General features: G+C 50.8%; 1 protein-coding gene (running past one end of the window). It reads left to right on the forward strand.

Features of this window, described 5'->3' with window-relative positions:
• A protein-coding gene (locus ACSYTE_RS01945; protein WP_491717040.1) for a DUF5776 domain-containing protein crosses the window boundary here: on the forward strand, positions 1 to 21,705 show its 5' portion. It continues 6,603 nt past the right edge of the window; only the first 21,705 of its 28,308 coding nucleotides appear in the window; the start codon lies at positions 1 to 3; its stop codon lies beyond the right edge, outside the window.

Raw genomic sequence — 21,705 nt, forward strand, 5'->3', positions numbered from 1 at the left:
TTGCTCTATAACAAATTTAAAATTAATAAAGTAAATGATAAAAAAGTACTTCGGAAGGTTAAAAAACAATGGGTAGTGGTCTCACTATCAATGTTTACAGTATTAGGTGCGGGCGTGTTGTCTGGACAATCCGTTTTAGCGCATGCGAATACAAGTTCTTCTAATTATTCTTCATCTAATGATGATAGCGATAGTAATAACACTAGTAGTGTCGCCAGTGATAGTAGCCAGCCAACGGTTGCCTCTTCCCAACAAAGCGGTGCCGCTAGCGTTACAAGTTCTGAAAATAATTCCAGTGAAAGCACGGTCAGCGCATCTTCAGATGCAACGATCATGAATTATAGTATCAGCAGTAACAGTTCAAGCACGGATACTAGTTCAGCCGATCAATCAAGTGGTAGTAGTAATTCTGCCAGCGTGATTAGCAGTGTTGCATCAGTTTCATTAGAGAGCAGTAGCAGTTCTTCAACGACTTCAAAGAGCTCTAATGCATCTTCATCAGCATCGAAAAGCAGTCAATCATCCAGTAACGTCAGCTCAAGCAGCGCAGAAGATGCTAATAGCAGTGCATCTTCTGCCAGCGTGAACCAACTCTCCGCCGTTACCGTCAGCGCTGATTCATTATCTGGGATCAACGAAAGCGACTTGTTAGCTAGAGCGGCCGTTGAGACGACTTCTGATGTTGATGTAACGACCAATAGTTTGACCGATCGAGCAGCCAGCACTTCTGATAGTGCCGACTACAGTAGCCTACCTGCCGAATCCGGCAGTGTTGCCTATGTTGGAACTTGGGCTGCGTTTGATGCTGCCATGAGAAACGCCAGTGTTGCGGTGATTAAGGTCACCGATGATTTTGGGAATAAGGGGGCTGGTGGAACCAATATTAACCTTAGTAGTAAATCATCGATCACCATTGATGGGCAGGGGCACTCAATTGACTTTGGGGCCGCTGGTTATGGATTTAACGGTGGGGCTGCCAATGCCGTAGTAACAGTGAAGAACCTTACCATGTACGGGACCAACTACTATGGCCCGGTTAAGATTGGGACCGCAGGGACCAATAAAGCCGGAACGATCAACTACTCTAATATTACCTATACTGGATCACAATTGGTGAACGCCACCAACGCTAACGTGCAGATTTTTGGAACCGTAAACGTTAATTCGGTCGGGAAATACACCAGTGTGATCAATGGAAATGACTTCCAGACGGTTAATACGCAGGGAAACAGAAATGACGGTTCTGTCAACCAACAAAATCTCCAAATTTCACAAATGTCCTTAATGAAGGGCAGTACCTACAATGGGTATGACTTCGGGGGGAACGTAATCGACCTTTCCGGTGGGTTAACGTTAAATGAAGGCTCAACCATGAACCTGGTGCCTAAAAATGGTAGTGGAACGCCTGAAGATAACGTTGATGGAGCCAACTCCGTCGGATTAATCGTTCGGAAGGGTGCCAACGTGACAATCAATAACGCCACGTTAAAGGTCGCTCCGCAAGCGAACGCTTCTGGAATCAACGTTAGCGGAGACATTACGGTTACCAATAACGGGGTCTTAGACATTGAACACGTTGATAACCCTAAGTCTGCCAACCCAAACGTAATTGCCGGGACGGTGCTCGTGAATAACGGGGGGACCTTCATCGCCCACGGGAGTTCTGCCGTTAATTCTAACTCTGGGTCATTAATTAGTATCTCCGGGAACTTGAACGTCTTGAACGATGGGAATGCCGAAATTTCGACCGATGGAGCGACTGGGTCTAAATTTACATTACTAAGTAATCAAGGAAACATTTTGATCAATAACCCCGGGAAAAGGGTGATCTTCAGTCTGAACGGGGTCAATAACCAATACACGACCGGTGCCGGGACCTTATTTGCTAAAATTCCGTTAACCGCTTATTCAGTTGTGACTCAAGTTGACAAGGCCATTGATAGTAACGCCCAATTTTACGTTAACGTGAACAACAATAGCGTTAAGGTCCTAGATGCCTCCGGTAAGGAAGTCACTAACAGTGTGTTAAGTCAGTTTAACAATGGGACCACGACCTACCTGAAATTCTCAGCCGTACCAAGTGTATTCTTTAACGGGAATTCGAACCTAAGGACCACCGTTAACAACGCCGCTTCTGGATATGATGTGGTTACTAAGTTAATTTTGGCTAATATTCCTGCTAATATAAGCGACTTGCCTGAGTCTTCAAAGGAAGTTTACGTTCGGGTCACCACGAACGGGAAGAACGAAGTCAGAAGTACGGGGGTGGTGACCAACCCATACCAACCAGCCACTAGTACCGTTCCTAACAATGCTAATTACTCCAATCAATATACAATTAAGTTGCCACTTTCCGCCTTTACTAAACAAGCGGATGGCCGCTACACCTACACGTTAGTTGAGCCATTGAACGCTGTTGGTGCTACTACACCGACTACGGTCACGGTGACAGCGCAATTTGGGGTGTCAAACCAAAGTAATACGATCAAGAATTCTGGGAACAATACCACGACAGAAACGACGATTAATAACCCTGGTAAAACGCCTGACGTTGCTGATACTGGTACTCAAACTGGAACGATCACTAATAATGCGCAAAAGGATACCTCCTCTTCGAATGCGAGTTCAGCAGCGACCTTAGCTAATACCGCTAGTAGCTATGCTGCCGAAGCTAGCAAGGCGGCCCACGGGTTCTCTTCAGCTTACAGTGGGGCCAACCAATTTAACGAACAAACAATTGCCGACTCGAATGCAATCAATGAAGTGACCGATTCATTGAACGCAATGCTGGGGACTTTAGATCAAAATAGTAATGCGGTTAATCGTGATGACTACCTTTCTGCTTCTGCAGCGTTAAGTAGTGCCCAAAGTGCATTGAATAGCTACAAGAGCAACGCAAGTGCATACGCTGCTTCAGCATCCGCAGCTAATTCCGTTGCCAATCAACTTGCCGTAGATGCAAGTAGTCAAGCTAACGTTGCCAGTTCTGCGGCCTCAGTGGCACAAAGTCTGGCCAGTGCAATTGCTTCGGTTCGAGACGATAGTCAATACGCAAGCCTATCTAGTGCAGCAATTTCCGCGGCCTCTGCAGCCAGCGCTGCTAATTCGGCGGCCTCAACTGCTGCCGCTTCCGCAAGTACGCAACGTTCAATTGCCTCTGATGCAGCTTCTAATGCTAGTAAAGCGGCTAGTTCAGCAGCTTCCCTTTACAGTAATGCCAATAGTTTATTTAATTCGATCACCGCGGAAGACTACAATATTGCGGCGAGTGAAGCAGTTAATAATGCTTCGCTAGCTGCTTCTAATGCTTCCAATGCGCAAAGCCAAGTTAATTCAATTGAAAACAGCGTTGGAACCGATTCAAGTGCAATTGCATCGGCTTCTTTAGGTGTGTCGAATGCCAATAGTGAAGCTAGTTCGGCTGCTAGTGTGACTGCTAGCTTGGCTTCACTACATCCGCACGATGTGACGATCAGTAGTGCTAACAGCGTGGCTAGTCAAGCTGCGATAGATGCTAAAAGTGCTTCTGAACAGGCAACTGCGCTTAGTTCTGCTGCTACTTCAATTGCTAATTCTGCCGCCTCAATTAGCCAGGCAGCTTCCAATGCACTGTCGAGTGCGGCAGCTGCTAAGCAAAGTGCGATTGATGCTGCGAGCGTAGTTGCAAGCTATTCTGCTGCTGGTAATTCAGCTCAAGCGTCGACAGCGCTTCAATCCGCACAAAATGCTGCGAGTGCAGCTAGCACGGCTGCTTCGGTTGCATCACAAGCCATTTCAAGTGCTTATGCGGCCTCTCAAGCTGCTAATGATGCGTCAAATAGTGCGGTTCAACAAAGTAGTGCCGCCGCCTCCGCCAGCCAAGTTGCATCGAACGCAGCTGCTGATGCGTTATCACAAGCAACAACGTTAATTAGTAGTAGTAATGCGATTGCTAGTTCAATGGCATCAGCTGCTTCTTCAACCGCTAGTTACGCTGCCGTTGGTCAGTCGAATGCTGATGGGGCCAGTCAACATGCTAATTCTGCCGTTGACTACGCCAATAGTGCGTCAGCTGAAAATAGTCAAACCACTTCATACCAAAATCAAGTTAGCGCTGACAGTAGTCAAGTCTCATCGATGGTTAGTGCTTACCCTAGTGATGCGGTCATTAGTAGTGCTGCATCGGTTGTTAACAGTGCCCAATCATTGGCAAGTAGTGCTCAATCAGTTGCTTCTGCAGCTGCTAGCGTTGCCCAAAGTGCTGAAAACGATGCTAATAGTCAGGCTGCGATTGCTGCTAGCCAAGCTGTTGTTGCTTCTAATGAAGATGCAGCAACTAAGTCGGCAATTTCAGCTGCTAGTCAAGCCGTACAAAATGGTGATTATTCACTAGCTAGTTCTTACGCTGCAGTCGCTAGTCAAGCCGCTTCACGCGCTAGTGATGCTGCAGATGTCGCAAATCAAGCTAACGATAATGCTAATGCTGCTGCTAATGCCGCCCAAACTGCACAAGCCAATGCTTCCAATGCGCAACAAGCTGCGTCCCAAGCAGCGCTTGATGCTAGTAATGCGACTAGCCAGGCTGTAGAACGAATCAATGAGATCAACACGGGAGCGCTAGACTCTGCCAGTTCCCAAGCATCATCTGCTGCTCAAGCAGCTAGTTATGCAGCTTATGGAAGTAGTGCCGCTAATGGTGCAAGCCAGGAAGCTAGCTTAGCCCAAAGTGACGCTGCAAGTACCGCTGATGCGCAAAACAAGACCAGTTCATTTGCTAGCGACACCAGTAGTGCCGCTAATGGCGCCCAATCGGTCGCTAGTCAATACCCAAGTGATGCAGTCATCAATAACGCTTACCAACAAGCAAGTAGCGCTTCTGCTAAGGCCTCCGCTGCCAGCACGGCTGCTAGCGATGCCTTAAGTGCTGCTCAAAGTGCCCGTGATGAAGCGACTAACCAATCATCGCTTGCTGCTTCTTATGCTTCTTATGCTGCTGCTCAAGAGAGTGCAACTAAGGCGGCATCTGATGCTGCACACGAAGCACTCAGCAATGGGAATCATTCCTTGGCTAGTTCTTATGCTTCCGTTGCCAGCACTGCTGCCGATAAGGCTAGTGCCGCTGCTTCAGGTGCTAAAACGGCCCAAGATGCAGCTAAGACTGCCGCTCAAACTGCAGATCAACAAAATTCTACTGCTCAACAGGCTGCTAGGGATGCTGAAGATGCTGCCAATGCAGCCAATGATGCATTGAACCAGATCGGTGAGCGGGTCAAAGAGCTGAACAACCAAGCTAGTGATATCGATACAGCATTATCGAATTACACCAGTCAAGCTGGTTCAGCTGTTAACCTAGCAAGTAGCGCTGCCACAGGTGTGAATACTAATACTAGTGCGACCCAATCAGCCCTGACAGTGGTTTCTGATTTTTCGAATGCAGCTAGTTCTTACGCTGCTCAAACTAATGATAAGAATACGCAAGCTCAATCCATCGCCTCTGTTTACCCAACTGACGATGTGATTCAAAGTGCCGCTAAGGTCAACGTTGAGGCCCTAAGTAGCGCCAATGATGCTGCTAAGAGTGCGGCTAGTGCAATTACAATTGCTAAATCTGCAGCTGACGAAGCGATTGCTCAATCTTCCGCTGCAGCCGAATACACTTCCAGTGCCAACGCTGCCGCTAGTGACGTTCAAAGTGCTGTCAATGCAGCTTCTTCAGCATTGAGTGCTAACGACACCGTAGCTGCTCAATCATACGCCTCACTTGCTAGTGCGGCCGTGAGCCAAGCCAGCATCGCAGCCACAAGTGCGCAAAGTGCCAGTGCAATTGCTGCAGCCGCCAGCGATACTGCTAAGCAACAATCACTCGCGGCCTCACAAGCGCAAACAGATGCCGCAAATGCCTTTAATACCGCTAGTTCTGCGCTTGATGTAATTAATTCACGGGCCAATAGTTCTGCAAATAGTAAGGCCAGCTCGGCTAATTCAGCTGCAAGTGTTGAAAATAGTGCTGCGAGTCATGCAGCTTTCGGTTCATCCAATGCTTCTGGGGCGAGCCAATTTTCTGATGCAATTAATTCATACGCTAGTCAAGTCAATCAAGATAACGTTGCAACCAATAGCAACGCCGTGGTTGCCAATGAAGCCAATCAACTAACTAGTAGCTTAGCGAACAATCATTCTGATAATGCCGATGTTGTTTCAGCGAATAGCAAGGCTAGTTCAGCTAATTCCGTTGCTAACTCTGCCGCTAGCGTTGCTTCGAATGCAACCCAGCAAGTTGAAACTGCTAAGAGTAACGCTGCGACTGCCTATTCCAATGCTTCGATCGCTGCTAGTCAAGCCAGTGAAGCTGCGCAACAAGCTTCACTAGCATCGTCGCAAACATCCAGTGCTGCCTTAGCTGGTGATCATTCTGCTGCAGACAGCTATGCGAACCAGGCTAGCGCTGCAGAAGTTGCGGCCAGCAATGCTGCTAATTCAGCTAACGCTGCTTATAGTGCCGCTGAAGCTGCTGATCAACAAGCAAGTACGGCCTTTAGTACGGCAGCTTCTGCTAGTTCGACTGCCGCCCAAGCTGCTAAGGATGCTAATGATGCCGCTAGTTCAGCTGTGACTGCTGCCAATAATAGTGCTAACACAGTCGCTAGTAAGGCTAGCAGTGTGGCTTCCGTTGCCAATAGCGTTGCCAGTCTAGCTGCCTCTGGATCATCCGATGCTTCTGGAGCAAGCCAACATGCTGATTCAGCTTCTGATTTAGCTACTAACACCAGCAGTGTCTATCCAGATGTGTTTAGCGCTCATAGCTCCACTGCTAGTTTTGCAGCCGATGTTAGTTCAATGGCAGCTAATAATCCAAATAACGAAGTGATCAAGAGTGCTTCTGGCACCATCAGTTTTGCCAATAGCTTTGCTGCACAAGCTGATTCTGACGCTTCCCAAGCGGTGCAAGATGCTAATAGTGCTAAACAAGCTGCTGATGGCTACTCACAGGTGGCCTCTGTTGCTGCTTCCGTTGCTGCTAGTGCCGCTAGCTACACTGCTAGTGCCTCATCAGCAGTTGCCAGTGCTGTTTCTAATGGCAATATTGACCTAGCTTCTTCAATTGCGAATGCCTCATCGTTGGTAGCAAGTAGTGCCAGTTCTGCAGCCATTAAGGCTAGCGAAGCTAATTCGAATGCGGCCGCTCAAGAGTCGCTTGCTAGCGCTGCTTTAAGTAAAGCCAATAGTGCAAGTAACATCGCTAGTGAGGCGCGTGATGCTGCTCAGAGTGCTTTTGATGTCGCTCGCAACAACGCAGGGAGTGGAGCTAGTTACGCCAGTTCCGCAGCTGGTGCTAATTCACAAGCCACCCAAAATAGTCAAAATGCAACGACTGCGATTAGTAATGCCCAAAATGATTTAACACAAATTACAGATGCTTCATCACAAGCAAGCGCTGCTTCCACCGCCTCCATACCAAATGGTAGTGCTGTTAACAGTGCAACCAGCGTGGTGAACAGCTTAAACAGCCTGAATAGCAATAACGCATCAGTTGCGAGTGCTTCTGCAGCCATTAGTAATGCCGCAATTGACACTGCAAGTGCCTCTGCCAAGGCGTTAGAAGCATCCAGTGCTGCTAACCAAGCTAGCCAAGACGCCATTGCTGCAAGTCAAGCTGCTGATGAAGCGAATGCTGCCCTTAGCCAAGCCACCAGCAACGCTGCATCTTATGCTGCTGCTGCTTCACAAGCTGCTGATCGAGGCGATCAATCTGGCGCATCGATTGCCGCATCGAATGCTGAAGCTGCTTCCAATGCTGCCAGTTCAGCAGCGGGCCAAGTCCAATCCGCCGTTGATAAGATCAATTCTGCTGCCCAAACTGCCACTAGTGCAGCGCAAGAGGCCCAGAATCAAAACGTGATTATGAGCTCTGCTGCGCAAGCTGCATCGAATGCTGCCAGTGCGGCATCACAAGCAATTTCAGATGGCTTGAACAGTGATAGTAATAAGGCTTCCTCCGCTACCGATGCAGCCTCGAACGCTGCCAGTGCCGCTAGTCAGGCAACTAACGGTTCTGGATCAATCCCAGGTGCGAGTCAAAATGCTAGCTCTGCTAACCAATTGAACAGTCAAGCTAGTGCTGCCAACAGTGCAACCAGCGCCTTTGCATCCGAAGCCTCCACCGCAGCTGAAAATGCGGGGAACTTTGCTTCTAATAATCCTGGCAATTCAGAGATTGCCTCTGCCGCTAGCGTTGCTAGTTCGGCGAACCAAGATGCCCAGGCGGCTTCAACGGCTGCCAGTCAGGCTTCTGGGAATGCTTCAAATGCTTACTCGACTGCCAGTTCTGCCGCTGATGTTGCTAAATCAGCAGATGCAATCGCTAGTTCCGCTGCTTCCGTTGCGGCTAGTGAACACGCTGCAACGTCTCAAGCAGTTGCTAATGGCGATAGTAATGCTGCTTCCGCCCATGCTGCCGCTGCTGAATCCGCTGCGAATGTTGCTAGTTCTGCCGTCCAAGCAGCAATCGATGCTAGCAATACCGCTAGTTCTGCATCTCAAGTAGCATCTAGTGCTACCAGTCAAGCTAGCTCAGCTCAAGTAGTTGCTTCAAACGCCATTTCAGCGGCTCATTCCGCTGAACAAACCGCCAGTGAATTGAATAGCTTTGTTTCCAGTGCTAACAATGATGTTCAATCTGGAAATAGTGCCGCTAGCGTTGCATCAAGTGCGGCTTCATCCAATGCAGCGCAAACGAATCCAATTGCTAACTCATTGATTAGCAGTGCCGTTGATTCCGCAAACCAATATTCACAAACCGCTAGTGCTGCTAATTCAACAGCCACCGGATCGACAAGCGTTGCATCCAGTGCTAATAGTGACGTTCAATCACACTTTAGCAGCTACTCCAATAACCCAGCATTAAGCAACGCTGCCCAAACTGCCAGCGAGGCTTATTCAACTGCAAGCAGCGCCAGTGTGATCGCTCAATCAGCTAGTCAACAGGCTTCAATCGCCAAATCGATCGTTGATTCAGCCACGAATGCCGCTAGCTACCAAAATTCGATCGCAAATTCTGCCAATAGTGCTGCTGCTGCCGCAAGTCAAGCAGCTTCGCAAGCATACGCTAATTCGCAATTTGCTGATGGAAATAGTTATGCCCAAGCTGCGGCGAATGCAGCGAAGGATGCTGATAGCGCTAATTCGAAGGTATCAGAAGCTAAAAATAATGCAGATGAAGCCCTAGCGAATGGCAGTAATGCTGCCTCAGTAGCGAGTGGGGCTGCTGCAACGATCAGTGCGGCTACCGATGCGGCGCTTAGTGCCAGCTCAGTTGCCCAATCGATTGCAAACGCGCTTGCCGATGGCGCAAGCAACGTCACCAGCGATGCGAACCGCGCCTCGAGTGCTGCCGCATCCGCGAAGGTCGATGCTAACAACGCTAATAGTGATAGCACCTCCGCTTCCTCCGCAAATAACACCGCCAGTGTTGCCGCTAGCAATGCTGACGAAGCTGCTCAACAAGCGCGGGAGGCATCGAGTGCCGCTAGTGAAGCCAACTCAATTGCCAGCGCGGCTGCATCCAAGTACTCAGATGCTTCTGGGATGAGCTCCGCCTCTGCGAAGGCTTCCAGTGCATCCGAACAGGCTTCAATCGCTGCTTCAATTGCTAATTCAGCTAATCAAGAGACCCAAAAGGCATCCACGCTTGCAAGTAGTGCTGCCCAAGCTGCCCAGAACTTTAGCACCGATGCAACTAGCTATGCTAACGATGCATCTAGTGCCGCTGCTGCAGCAATCAGTGCCGCTAACAATGGTGACAGTGCGGCTGCGAGTGCTTATAGTAATGCTGCTAAGGCGGCTGCTGATTCTGCAGAAGTTGCTTCAAATGGGGCTTCCAGTGCCTACCAAGCAGCTTCTCAAGCCACCCAGAGTGCCTTTGATGCTGAATCAGCTGCTAACTCTGCATATCAAACGGCAGTTGATAACGCCACGATTGCGAGTGCGGCTGCCGATGATGCTCAATCAATCGCAGCATTTGCAGACGCCTCACTTAGTGCTAAGCGGGCAAGTAACGCTGTCAACTCAGTTGATAAGGCCAGTTCAGCAATCAACGTTAATGTTAACGATGCTGCTAACAATTCCACTAACGCTAGTTCAGCTAGTTCTGCTACCGATTCAATTAACACGGCCGTTAGTTCAAATGCGACGGCTGCTAACACTCAGGCAGGTCAATATTCCAATAACCCAATTATCAATTCTGCCGCCACGGTAATCAGTAATGCCGTTGCTCAAACTAGTTGGGCGAATAATGATGCTAGCATCGCTAGCTCTGCTGCCGCGGCCGCTAAGTCAACTGTTGATTCCGCCGCTAGCGTTGCGAGTCAGGCATTGATCGATGCACAAAGTTACTACGCTGCTGCTAGTGCTGCCGCTTCGAACAGTGATCCGGACGCCGCCGCAACGGCTGCAAACTACGCTGCTGCCGCTGAAAAGCTAGCTAGCCAAGCTGCAATCGATGCAAGTAACGCTGATGTTGTAGCGTCGAGTGCTGCTACGCGAGCCAACAGTGACCTTGCCGTTGCTCAATCGGCTGCTGAATTGATCAATGCGGCTAGTTCTGCAATCAACTCCGCTGCGATTGCTGCTGATGGATTGGTAAATGGTGTTAATAGTGATGCTGATCGGGCCAGTTCCGCTGCGAACGCCGCTTCAGATAATAATGCTGCGGTGCAAACGGCATCTAATACCGCCCAAAGTTCAGCCGACCAAGTAGCTGCTAACAGCCAAGCGGCCTCGAGTGCCGTTACCAACATCGATAGTGCTGCTAGTGCAATTCAAGCTGCTTCATCAATGGCTGCTAACGCTGGTTCCAGCGATCATGCTGGAATCTCCAGTGCTGCTTCCGCAATTACGAGTGCTCAAAGTGCCGCTAGTTCGGCCTCTGCCGCCATCGCTAGTGCCAATAGTGGGGTTGAATCCGCCACTGCGCAAATGAGTACCGCTAATGCTAACGCTAGCCAAGCACAATCAGCAGCCGCTGAATACGCTTCATTGGCTTCGAGTGCCGCTTCTGCAGCGCTTTCCGCTAACGCCAGTGGGGATCTTTCTGCTGCTCAAACCGCTAGTTCAGTTGCCAAGCAAAATGCTGATAGCGCCGCCAGTGCCCTTAATTTAGCCTCCGCTGCGCAAAGCCTAGCTAGCAGCGCGAGTGCGGTGATCAACGATTTAACGCAAAGTGCCAATGCCCAATCTGCAGTTGCTGATGCTGCCAGTGCCGCTGCGAACAAAGCAATCAACGATGCTAACTCGATTGCCGCCTCTGCTGATGCTGAAGCAAGTGTCAAACGGGCTTCAGATGCTGTTTCACAAGCATTCGATCAGTTCATCCAAGCCAGCAACGATGTCGATGCTGCGACGATTGCATCCCAGAAGGCCAGTGCTGCTTATGATAGTGCTACTTCTGACAATGCCGTTGCATCTAATGCTGCTAATCAAGCCACAAGCATTGCTAGTCAATATCCAAACCACAGTGCGATTAGTAGTAATGCTTCTATTGCTGACTCCGCTGCTAGTGTAGCAAGTAGTGCCCAACAAAGTGCCGCTGCCGCTAGTTCAGCTGCATCTGTTGCTAAGGATAGTGCATCGTATCAAGCATCGATTGCGGCTTCGAATGCTTCACAAGCCAATGGATACCTTAGTCAAGCCAGTGAAGCTGCCAGCAAGGGGGATCTTTCTGGTGCTGCTAGTGCTGCCAATCAGGCTTCTGCTGCCCAAGTGAGCGCAGAACAAGCTGCGAACCTGGCAAGTGAAGCCACTAATGCTGCTAATAATGCTGCCGAACAGGCGAGCTCGGCTTCGACGGTTGCCAGTCAAGCTGCTGAGCAAGCTCAAAATGCCAATCAAGCAATCAACTCGGCAGTAGATGTAATCAACAATCTAAATAACAGTGCGAATGCCGATGCACAACGGGCATCAGTTGCTGCTGATGGGGCAACCGATACCGCTAATAATGCGGCAAATAACAATCTATCAACCGCAAGCGATAGCGACAAGGCGAGTCAAGCCGTCATTGCCGCTAGCAACGGGTCCTTAATTGCCAGCCAAGCCGTCTCAAATATGCAAAGCGTGGTAAGCGATGCAGCTAAATATGACATCCCAGCGATGAGCTCATATGTATCGGTCGTAAATAGTAATGCTGAAGTGGCTAGTCAAGCTAACAGTACGGTTTCAGCTGCCAACAGTAATGCGACCTCAGCATTGAACGTAGCCGAATCCGCTACCGATGCGGCAGAATTTGCCCAAGACGACGCTAATTCGTACGCGGCGGTGGCTTCATCGAATGCGGATGCCGCGACTTCAGCTGCATTAGCTGGTGATAACTCCAATGCCACTGCATTTAGTATTGCTGCAAGTCAAGCTGCCGATTCCGCCGCTAGTGCTTCGAACGCTGTGCAAACGGCATCGAGTGTAGCAGCGAATGCGAGCCAAGCTGCATCTAGTTATGCGGCCCAAGCAGCTTCTGCAGCGGATCAATTGAGCCAGGCTGCTCAAGCGATGAGTAACGCTACTCAATCCGCTCAATCAGCAGCCGGGTCCGCCAATGCTAACGAAAGCAAGGATCGGGCAAGTAACGCTGCCAATGCCGCTCACAGCAACGCTACCGTGACTGATAGCTACCGTAGCCAAGCCGATAGTTCGACTTCACTGACCAACGATACGGCTAGTGATATGCAACCAGTGATTGATAGTGTGGGCCAGACCAATGGCTCAGTGGCCGACCTACTTTCTAATTACCCAAGCAATGCAACGATTTCCAGTGCTGCCCAGGCTGCTAGTGAGGCTACTGCCCAGGCGAGCGCAGCAAAGGATGATAAAAACGCAGCGACGATTGCGGCAAGTAACGCCAATAGTAAGGCTGCTGAAGCGACTTCATTGGCGGTTTCAAATGCTGAAATTGCCGATTCACTAGCGCAACAAGCTAGCTCTGCCGCCGTGAACAACGATCCTAGTGCCGCCGCTAGTTTTGCCGATCAAGCCAGCCAATACGCTAACGAAGCAAACCGTTCGATCGCAGCCGCTAGCCAAGCCGCAAGTGATGCTGATGCCGCCGCAAGTAAGGCGATCGCAGCTTCGAATGCTGCCGATGCAGCGTCCGCATTGGCGCAAAGTGCCTATAACACCGCCAGTGCTGCCGCTGATTCCGCTAACCAGACGTCTGATGGGGTCAATAACGATGTCAATACTGCATCGACGGCCAATTCACAAGCTTCCGCCCAAGCTGATCAAGCGGGACAATCATTTACCGCAACCAGCAACGCTGTTAGTTCAGCCGCCTTGAATGCCAGTGATGCTGCTACTTCTGCTGAAGCAGCCTCCCAAGCTGCTGAAGTGGCGAGTGCAGTTGCCAACAGTTACAGCGATGCTGGCATTAGCAATGCTAATTCAACTGCTGCCAGTGCCGCGAGTGCTGCTTCCGAGGCCGCAAGTCAGGCTGATGCTGCTGCGAGCCTCGCTAATAGTGCCAACCAGGTTGCCAGCGCTGCTAATAACACCGCTAGCACCGCGGCTCAAGATGCAGCGAAATACTACAATGATGCATCTAGTGCTGCTAGTCAGGCCATTAGCGCCGCTCAAGCAGGTGATCAATCGACTGCTGATCAATTCAGCAATACCGCTAAGCAAAATACCGAAGCTGCCAATTCAGCTGCGAGTGCCGCTAGCACCGCGTTGAGCACGGTCAACTCTGCGAGCGTCGTTGCTAGTCAACAGTCTGATCAAGTCATTCAAGCTAGTACCGCTGCCAGTCAGGCCAATTCAACCGCTCAATCTGCCGCCCAAGCTGCACAATCATTAGCTGGTTCGATCGATGCCAGTCAAAATGGTGATCGGGCTTCTTCAGCTGCGAGTCAAGCGAATGCGACCGTAGTCGACGCTGATTGGTATGCATCCGCGGCCCAAAATGATTCGAAGGCCACTGATGAAACGAATGCGAAGACGAGTGGCTTTTCACAAGCCGCTTCAACTGCTGCTGCCGAAGCCGCCGCTCAAGCTGCCAGTCACTCGCAAAATACGGTCATTAGTTCCGCTGCTTCAGTTGCTAATTCGGCGAGTCAAGCCATTGATCAATTGATCAGTAGTGCTAATGCTCAATCCGCAATTGCCAACTCAGCGAGTGCATCGGCATCTAATGCTGCTCAACAGGCTAGTTCCGCTGCTTCAGTTGCAAATGATTTTGCAGCACAGGCCAGTTCTGCTGCTAAGCAAGCCGACAAATCCGCTGCGGCATCATTAGCCGATCAAGCAAGTAGCGCCAACCAAGTCGCCAGCCAACAAGCTAACCAGGCCAAATCTGCTGCTGATAGTGCCGCAAACGCTTCCAATGCTGCGGTCGAATTAGCCAACCAGGCCAGTCAACAGGCTACAATCGCCAGTGCCGCTAATTCAACTGCTGTAAGTGCTGCCGAATCAGCCAGTGCCACGATCGATCAAGCCAACGCCAATAACGAATTGGCTGCCAGTGCTGCGAGTCAAGCCAGCGCTGCTAATAACGGGGCCAACTCAGCTGCGAATGCGACGAGTGCGGCTTCATTAAGTGCGAGCCAAGCCGACTCTGCTGCATCCCAAAGTGCCAGTGTTGCTCATGATGCCTACAACCAAGCTGTTGCTGCGTCCGAAGCGGTCGCTAAACATGGTGAGGTTTTTGGAATGAGTGCGGCCCTTCAAGCTGCTAGTGCCGCTGACCAAGCCGCAGCGAGTGCCGCCAATTCTGCTAACGCTGCCCACCAAGCTGCTGAATCCGAAGCGAACCTTGCAGCGAGTGCGAACGCTACGGCCAGTGCTGCCAACAGCAATGCTAGTTCCTACGCCGTTGCTGCTTCCGAAGCGGCTGCTGCTGCCGTTGATGCTGCTAATCAAGGGGATAGTGAAAATGCGAACCTGTACAGCTTAGCCGCCAGCGCAGCTGCTAACAGTGCCGTTGAAGCGGCCCAAGCAGCTAGTCAAGCGAGTCAAGATGCTGTGAACCACAGTAATGCTGCTAACGACCATGCTAGTGCGGCCAGTGGGTTCAACAGTGCCGCCAGTGTTGCCAAAAGTAATGCGTTAAGTGCGGCTGAACAGGCTCAAGACCTGGCTGCCTCTGCCGATGCTGATCAAAGTGCCAAACGAGCATCGAATGCCGCCCAGGAAGCTAGTCAAGCTAGCCAAGCGGTTGCCGATAACAGTGGGGCGGTGGCTGCCGATGGTCAAGCAGTTTCCAATAATGCGCAAACCACTTCGTTGAACAGCAACAGTACCTCACTTATCGCTAGTCAAGCCGATACGCTTCGTTCTAACAATCCAAATAATAGTTCCGTAGTCAGTGCCGCCAGTGCTGCCGATTCAGCTAGTGCATTGACTAGTTCTGCTGCACAGACGATCAGTTCTGCTAACGATCGGATCAGTTCAGCCAACGATACCGTGAACCAACAATCCAGTATCGCTAATTCTGCATTCAGTGCTGCGAACTCGTTGGCTAGTCAAGCTCAATCAGCAGCGAATAATCACGATTCAGCCACCGCCGCTGAATTGGCCAGTGCTGCCGTTGCCCAAGCCAACCTAGCGAACCAAGCATCCAGCGCTGCCAGTGCTGCTCTTGAGACTGCTGATCAAGCTGCAAAGGACGCCAGTGCTGCTAATTCCGCTGCCCAATCTGCCGCTAGTGAAGCAACTAACCAGCTCAATGCTGCCACAAGTGCTGCTAATACTGCTGGTGATACGAATAAAAACGTGGCTAATGATGTTGCAAGAGCTTCGAATGCCGTCGTTGATGCGAGCGCCGCTGCTTCTGGTGCCAACCGCGATTACAGCGGAACGGTCACCGAAAGTGCGCATGCTAGTTCATCGGCTTCATTAGCAAGTAGTGCTTCTGTAGCGGTTAGTTCTGCCAACCAAATTGCCAGTCAAGCAGTCTATGCGGTAAGTAGCATTGCTGCACAAAACTCAAGCGTTCCATCAATGAACTCGGCCATCAGTGCTGCCAGCGAAGCATATGCTAAGACCAGTGCTGCTAATTCCGCTGTGAGTGAAGCAAATGCTAGCGCCCAAGCTGAATTAGCCAAGGCCAAGCAAGCCGCCAGCGATGCCGATGCTGCACGTGATAGCGCAATTGCTGCCGCTGCTGCTAATGCATCGAACGCTTCATTGGCGAATAGTTATGCGGCGCTTGGGGATGTTGAAAATGCTGCTAAGTATAGCCAGGCTGCCAATGCTTTCGCTAGTGCTGCTGAAACCCAAGCTTCGATTGCTAAGGACCACAGTGAAGCTGCCGCTAATGCTAGCTCAGCTGCTGCTAGTTATGCCATAACTGCTAAAGATGCCTCCATTGCCGCTGCTGATGCTGCTAACGATGCATCGAATGCGGTCAAGGCTGCTCAATCACTAGTTGATGACTTTAACGCTGGTTCCAGTGCGCAACGGGCATCCGAAGCCGCTGAAAATGCTAAGCAGGCTGCTAGTTCAGCTGCGACTGATAGTCAAGCAATCACCACGGCAAATGATAATGCGAGTGTTGCATCTAGTGCTGCTAATAGTACTGCCATGGATGCTCTAATGGCTTCTAGCAAGGCGTTCGACCTGGTGGTTGCCAACCCGCAAAACCAATCTGTCGCAGTCGCTTCGAGTGCTGCTTCCGTTGCTGCTAGTCAGGCCGTTGCCGCTAGTTCTGCTGCTAATTCTGCATATTCATTGGCTCAATCAGCAAGTACTACCGCTGATCAACAAATCTCAATCGCCAACCAAGCTAGTTCCGCTGCTAAGAGCTTTGCTGACTTGGCTCAATCGGCTGCTAATAACCACGATCCAAAGACGGCTGCAGAAATGACCAGTTCAGCAATTGCTCAAGAACAAGTGGCTTCGACTGCTTCTGATGCGGTTAAGGCTGCATTGTCAGATGCGCAAAAGGCTGCCCAATCCGCTGCTGATGCATCGAATGCCGCCAGTGTTGCTACTGATGCCGCCAATAAGGCCGCAACCGATGCCATTAATGCTGCTCAACAGGCGAGTGCTACTAATTCTGGTGTTGCAAGTGATATTGAAAAAGCAACCAATGCCGCTGAAGATGCTGAAGCTGATGCCGCTGGTGCCAACCGTGATTACAGTGGGACTAGCAGCGAAAGTAGTCACGCTAGTTCATCCGCATCACTTGCAAATAGTGTGGCAAATGATGCTGCAAGTGCAAACCAAGCTGCCAGTGCTGCTGCAAATGGTGCAGAGCAATTAATGAGTAGCGCTTCCGACGTTTCAGGAGTAAGCAGTGCCGTTAGCACTGCCGTTCAGGCTGCCAACGATGCTAGTGTTGCTAGTTCGACTGCTAGTGTTGCAAACGCTAGTGCTCAAGCTGAATTGGCGAAGGCGAGTGTTGCTGCTTCTGCCGCCAATGTTGCTCGTGATGGTGCATTGAGTGCCGCTGCTGTTAACTCAAGTAACGCTTCATTAGCCAATAGTTATGCTGCACTTGGGGATGTGGAAAACGCGACGAAGTACAGCCAGGCTGCTAGTCAAGCTGCCGTTGACGTTGCTAACTTTGCATCCGCTGCCAAAGAAAATAGTATATCGGCATCATCTGCCAGTGAAGCTGCTTCAAGTTATGCACGAGATGCTCTGAGTGCATCAATCAGTGCCGCTAGCGCTGCTCAATATGCTGCCAGTGCATCTAGTGCGGCTCAATCGCTGGTAAATGACTTTAATGCTGGATCAAGTGCGCAACGGGCGAACGAAGCAGCTCAGAATGCATCGATCGCTGCTAGTGGTGCCAACGCCGATAACCAAGCGGTGGTAAGTACAGCTAGTGGGGTCGATACTGCATCCAGTGCGGCTTCAGTTAACGCGATCCAAGCTGCCAGTGTTGCCGATGAGGCCAACCAATTATTTGCTGCACATTCGCAGAACAGTTCGCTTGCCAGTGCTGCTTCGGCTGCTAATTCAGCTGCTAGTCAAGCAGTAGCTGCCAGTCAAGCTGCCACCGACGCACAAAGCACGTTCCAAAGCGCTAGTTCCGTTGCTGATCAACAGAATCAAACGGCCCAAGCTGCTAAGGAACAGGCAAGTAGCTATGCTTCATTGGCTCAATCCGCGGCCTTAGATCATGATCCTGCGACTGCTGATTACTTGAATAGCCTTGCAATTACCCAAGAACAGGCTGCCCAATCAGCTTCTGCTGCTGTCCAATCTGCGCGTGCAGCTGCTGAAGCGGCCGCACAAAACATCAGCCAAGCTGTCCAAGCTGCCAGTGCTGCAAATAGTGCGACTGCTCAGGCGACTCAAGCAGCCCAATCGGCTGTCGACCAGGTTAATGCTACGAGTGCGGGAGTTGCTAACGATATTGCACGGATAAGCAATGCTGCTATTGATGCCAGCTCTGCTGCTGCTGGTGCCAACCGTAATTACAATGGTGCCGAAATTCAAAGCCAAAATGCTAGTTCATCGGCCTTGATTGCAAGTAGTGCGGCTTCATTCACTGCCAGTGTTGCTGAAACCACTAGTTCTGCCGTTAGTGCAATCAACTCGATTGCCGCTCAACATGCGGGGCTTTCTGGAATGAACTCTGCAATCATGAATGCTGGTTCTGCTGATGCCACTGCGAGTGCTGCAAACCAGACCGCCAGTGTTGCCAACTCTGCTGCCCAAGCTGAATTAGCCAAAGCGAGTCAAGCTGCCAGTGCTGCTAACGTGGCGCGCGATGCCGTGGCCAGCTATGCACAAGTTAACGCTGCCAATGCATTCTTAGCCAATAGCTTTGCGAATGAGGGGAACGTTGATAGTGCTAACTTCTACAGTCAAGCCGCCAGCGTTGCTGCTGATTCAGCTGCCGCTCAGGCTACTAGTGCGAACGACCAAAGTGCGATTGCTTTCTCCGCTAGCATGGCTGCTGAAAGTTATGCTAATCAAGCCACATCTGCTGTAAATCAAGCAAATATCGCCTTTTCGATGGCTAGTTCTGCAGTTGACGATGCCAACCTATTAGCAAATGGCTTTAACGCCAGTGCTAGTGCGCAACGGGCTTCCGAAGCCGCTGAAAATGCTAAGCAAGCTGCTGCATCAGCTGCGACCGATAGTCAAGCGATTACTAATGTCTCATCAGCTGTCGATATGGCTTATACTGCTGCTGATATTGCTAAGCAAAGCGCCAGTGCTGCTGCTGCATCAGCTGCCAATATGCAAGCTAATAATCCAGAGAACAAAAATATCATTAGTGCTGCCTCCGCAGCGCACCAAGCTGCCAGTCAAGCTAGCGCTGCCACCCAAGCCGCTAGCATTGCTGCTGCTAACGCGAGTGCCGCCAGTCAAGTTGCTGATCAACAAACGCAGGTTGCTAACGACGCACGCGATGCCGCTAGTTCATATGCCGCCGTTGCCGCATCCGCTGCTAAGAACTTCGATCCAGAAACGGCCAGCGTAGCCACTAGCAACGCCATTGTCCAAGAAACGGCTGCATCATCTGCTTCCGATGCGGTTAAATCTGCACGGGCAAATGCTGAACAAGCACTGCAAAGCGCGAATGTTGCTAATTCTGCTGCAAATGATGCGAAAACCGCTGCAAATAACGCATTGCAGGCTGCCCAAGATGCCGCCGCTGATGCTTTCAATAACAACGCAACGATTGACAAGAACGTTGCCAGAGCCAGTGCGGCTGTAGATGATGCCGCTAGCGCTGCTTCTGGTGCTAATCGCGATTACAGTGGGACTGCGACCGAAAGTAATTACGCTAGCTCATCTGCTGAATTAGCAAGTAGTGCTGTCAGTGTTACGAACAGCGCTGCTGCTACCACTAGTTCTGCGCTTAGTGCAGTTAACTCGCTGGCCACTGCGCACCCATCCGTTTCAGGAATGAGTAGTGCGGTCAGCGCGGCCACTGCTGCTAACAGCGTCGCTAGTTCCGCCAATGACGTAGCGACTGGTGCTAACTCCGCTGTTCAATCCGCCCTAGCCGCTGCCAGTCAAGCCGCTAGTGCTGCAAATGTGGCGCGGGATGCAGCAAGTAGCTTTGCACAGGTCAATGCTGATAACGCTGCGCTTGCCAAAAGCTATGCTGCGGTTGGTAATATTGATAAAGTGAGTGCCTATAGCTTAGCTGCGAGTCAGGCCGCTGATTCTGCTGCTGCTCAAGCAACGATTGCTAAGCAACAAAGCACGAATGCTTCATCCGCTAGTGTTGCTGCTGAAAGTTATGCTAAGATTGCCACCGATGCTGCTTCTGTAGCTAGTGCTGCGGTTGTTCAGGCGACCTCCGCAGCTGGTGATGCCCAACTATTAGCGGATGGCTTTAACGCTAGCACCAGTGCACAACGGGCAAGCGAAGCTGCTGAAAATGCTAAGCAGGCCGCTAGCTCTGCTGCAACTGACAGTCAAGCAATTACCGATGCATCTTCTGCAGTGAATACGGCTTCCAATGCTGTTGATGCTGCTAAGCAAAGTGCGATTGCCACTGCCTCATCAGTAGCGCAAATCCTAGCTGATAATCAACAAAACCAAAACGTGGTTAGCGCTGCTGCTGAAGCTAACCAAGCGGTCAGTCAAGCTACGGCCGCAAGCGAAGCTGCTCACCAAGCCGCTGCAACTGCTAGTGCAGCCAGCCAGGTTGCCGATCAACAAACTAAGGCGGCTAACGATGCGCGCGATGCTGCTAGTTCATATGCAGCCATTGCTTCATCAGCTGCTAATAACAACGATCCAGAAACGGCATCTGCAATGACCAGTCTTGCGGTTGAACAAGAAACAGCCGCTAGTTCTGCTTCCGATGCAGTGAAGGCTGCGCGGGCGAATGCGGAACAGGCTTTACAAAGCGCCAATGATGCTGCTAATAATGCTGCTGCCGCCAATTCCGCCGCTAACAATGCATTACAAGCCGCCAGTGAAGCTGTTGCAGCCGCTGGTGACACTAGTGCTGCCATTGCTAAGGATGTGGCAAAAGCCAGTGCTGCTCAAAACGACGCTGCGATTGCTGCATCAGGTGCTAACCGTGATTACAGTGGGACTGCGACCGAAAGTAACCATGTCAGTTCGTCGGTCTCATTAGCAACCAGCGCTGCTTTAATAACTGATAGTGCAGCGACGATCACCAGTGCCGTTAACAGTGCGGTGAGCTCAATTGCGAGTGCTAACCCTGGAATTTCAGGAATGGCTACGGCCTTAAGTAACGCCAGCGTTGCAAATTCCGTTGCCCAATCCGCGAATAGCACTGCTAAATCTGCCACTGCTGCTGCTCAGAATGAATTAGATAATGCTAGTCAAGCTGCTAGTGCAGCCAATGTTGCTCGTGACTTGGCAAGCAGCTTTGCAAAGGTCAATGCTGACAACGCCGAACTTGCTAATAGTTATGCAACGCAGGGCAACACCAGCAGTGCAGCTGCTTACAGTCAAGCTGCTAGTCAAGCTGCTGATTCAGCTGCGGCCCAAGCAACCATCGCTAATTCCAACAGTCAGTTAGCATCATCTGCAAGTGTTGCTGCTGAAGGGTATGCGAACCTTGCCAGTGCGGCTGCAATTGCTGCTTCAGATGCAATTGGTAGCGCTAACGCAGCTCGTAGCGATGCACAATTACTTGCTGACGGCTTCAATGCTGGTTCCAGTGCCCAACGTGCTGCCACAGCCGCTGAAAATGCTGCAAAGGCTGCTAGTGCGGCACAAGATGACCAACAGGCCATTAATAGTGATTCCGTTGCGATCGACACAGCATCGAACGTTGCTTTGGATAATGCACAAAGC

The organism is Nicoliella sp. ESL1120 (assembly GCF_058508515.1).